This window comes from Mesorhizobium sp. M7A.F.Ca.CA.003.01.2.1, from assembly GCF_003998945.1.
GTDB lineage: Bacteria > Pseudomonadota > Alphaproteobacteria > Rhizobiales > Rhizobiaceae > Mesorhizobium > Mesorhizobium ciceri.
Genome location: NZ_RZRA01000861.1, coordinates 1 through 2,406, shown reverse-complemented (window position 1 = coordinate 2,406; position 2,406 = coordinate 1). Strand labels below are relative to the sequence as shown.

The window sequence follows — 2,406 nt, the reverse complement described above, 5'->3', positions numbered from 1 at the left end:
GGGTTAGAAGAAAGCAGTGAATGTTAGCGCGACCGATTGAACCGACCGACGCCGAGGCGGTGTTGGCTCCCCCGGCGGACGGCCGGACGCGCGGCGATGCTTTCGACCGTGCACAGCGTCATTCGCGCCGCGTGCGCGTTCTCAAATTTGCCGTGCCGGTGGCCGCAGCACTGATAGCGGTCGCTTTCCCGGTCTATTCCTATCTCGCCGCACCCGTCTCGGTGAAGATTCAGGCGGAAGGCACTGCCTTTTCCAACGGCAAGCTGGTGATGGCCAATCCCAAGCTCAACGGTTTCACCAAGCAGAAGCAGCCTTATTCGATGACGGCGCTGCGTGCCATTCAGGATGTCAGCACGCAAGGTATCATCGAGCTGGAAGGCATCGACGCCAAGGTGCCGATCGCGTCCGACAATGTGGCGGCGGTCAAGGCCTCGCACGGCACCTACGATCGCGACGGCAATACGATGAACCTGACCAGCGACGTGACGATCACCACGACCGACGGCATGCAGGCCAAGTTCAAATCGGTCTTCCTCGACATGGGCAAAGGCACTATGAAGACAGGAGATCCCGTCGATGTCAGCCGTGGCGGGTCGCGGATCACGGCGGATACGATGTCGGTCCAGGACAATGGCAAGATTCTGGTTTTCGAGAACAAAGTGCGCGTCAACATCGATTCCGCCGCCCTGAAGGCGGCACAGGGAAACAGCGGAGAAACCAATGCGGCTCAGTAGTTCGACGCGGCTCGCGGCTGCAACTTCAGCGTTGCTGCTGCTCGGACTCGTGCCGTCATGGGCGCAGACGACCAGTCAATCAGGCCTCAAACTGTCCGGCGACAAGCCGATCCAGATCGAGAGCGACAAGCTGGAAGTCCGCCAGGCCGACAGTGTCGCCATCTTCACGGGCAATGTCAGCGTCGTCCAGGGGCCGACATTGATGAAGGCCGGCAAGATGACGGTCTACTACGTCAAGGACCCCAACGCCGCTGCCAAGGGCACGGAGGCCGCGGGTGCGGCGATGACGGGCTCGGCCAACATCGACCACCTGGAGATCTCCGACAAGGTCTATATCAAGTCGGATGCGCAGATCGCGACCGGCGATCAAGGCAGCTTCGATATGAAGAGCCAGGTGCTGGTGCTTTCGGGCAAAAAGGTCGTTCTGTCGCAAAACGACAACGTTCTGGTGGGCTGCAAACTTACCGTGCAGATGAAAAGCGGGCTGGCTCAGGTGGATCCATGCGCTGGGCAACGTGTCCAGATGTCGATCACGCCGCCGCCGAAATCGGGAGCGACGAACCCCTGATGGCCAGCCTGTCGTCGCTGACGGCGCGTCTTCCGGGACGGGCCGCCGGCAAGCTTTCGGCGCCGGCCACGGTGACCGTCGATGCGGGAAAGTTCAAGGGAACCCTGATCGCCAAGGGGCTGACCAAGAGCTACAAGGGCCGCAAGGTCGTCAGCGGCGTCACCATCGGCGTGCGCGCCGGAGAGGCAGTTGGACTGCTCGGCCCCAACGGCGCCGGCAAAACGACCTGTTTCTATATGGTTACCGGCCTGGTGCCGGTGGATGAAGGCACGATCGAGATCGACGGCTTCGATGTCACGTCGATGCCGATGTACCGTCGTGCACGCCTCGGCATCGGCTATCTGCCGCAGGAAGCATCGATCTTCCGCGGCCTCAATGTCGAGCAGAATATCCGCGCCGTGCTGGAAGTGGTCGAAAAGGACCGCAAGGTGCGCGAGCGCAATCTCGACGAACTGCTCGAGGAATTCCACATCAGCCATCTGCGCAAGGCGCCATCCATGTCGCTTTCGGGCGGCGAGCGGCGACGCTTGGAAATCGCGCGAGCGCTGGCGACGCGTCCGGCCTACATGCTGCTCGACGAGCCTTTCGCCGGCATCGATCCGATCGCCGTCGCGGATATTCAACAACTGGTGCGCCACCTCACGGCGCGCGGCATCGGCGTCCTCATCACCGATCACAATGTGCGCGAAACGCTCGGCCTCATCGACCGCGCCTACATCATCCATGCCGGCCAGGTGCTGACCCATGGAAGGGCCGACGAAGTGGTGGCAAACCCGGATGTGCGGCGACTTTACCTCGGCGAGGGTTTCACCCTCTGAGCGTGAAATTTGTTTCCTGACACGATTTTTGCGGTTCGCGCGGCGCTTTTTCCTCGATTTTGCTCCGAGATAACGCTCCGGTAAGCGAGTTTTGCTACCAATTGCCTTGACAAGCAAAAGCCGGGCCAGTTTCTATGGCCGGCTGCAAAATTCCTTTCCGGAAGTCCGGATGCGTAGACGAGGCGTTTGAAACCGAACCATGGCGTTGGCGGCCAAACTACAGCTACGACAATCGCAGTCGCTGGTGATGACGCCGCAACTGATGCAGCCGAATCGACTGCATCAG

At 60.9% G+C, this 2,406-nt stretch carries 3 protein-coding genes; all 3 read left to right on the top strand.

Annotation, left to right across the window (positions count from 1 at the left end):
• Window positions 1-20 precede the first annotated feature (20 nt).
• Genes lptC through lptB form a run of 3 tightly spaced genes read left to right on the top strand, consistent with a single transcriptional unit; the run spans window position 21 to window position 2,120 of the window.
• Window positions 21-734 carry an LPS export ABC transporter periplasmic protein LptC gene (gene lptC / locus EN969_RS26775; RefSeq protein WP_013529584.1) on the top strand — a complete coding sequence of 238 codons (714 nt, stop codon included), beginning with the start codon at window positions 21-23 and terminating at the stop codon, window positions 732-734.
• Complete coding sequence (locus EN969_RS26770) at window positions 721-1,302, top strand: LptA/OstA family protein (protein ID WP_013529585.1); 582 nt, start codon at window positions 721-723, stop codon at window positions 1,300-1,302. Before lptC ends, EN969_RS26770 begins: the two co-directional genes overlap by 14 nt.
• The gene (gene lptB, locus EN969_RS26765) at window positions 1,302-2,120 is read left to right on the top strand and encodes an LPS export ABC transporter ATP-binding protein (RefSeq protein ID WP_013529586.1); all 819 of its coding nucleotides are present in this window, start codon (window positions 1,302-1,304) and stop codon (window positions 2,118-2,120) included. Before EN969_RS26770 ends, lptB begins: the two co-directional genes overlap by 1 nt.
• Window positions 2,121-2,406: the final 286 nt, after the last annotated feature.

Coding starts and splice junctions, on each gene's coding strand:
- lptB (WP_013529586.1), top strand. CDS start 1,302: ATGGCCAGCCTGTCGTCGCTGACGGCGCGTCTTCCGGGACGGGCCGCC.
- lptC (WP_013529584.1), top strand. CDS start 21: ATGTTAGCGCGACCGATTGAACCGACCGACGCCGAGGCGGTGTTGGCT.
- EN969_RS26770 (WP_013529585.1), top strand. CDS start 721: ATGCGGCTCAGTAGTTCGACGCGGCTCGCGGCTGCAACTTCAGCGTTG.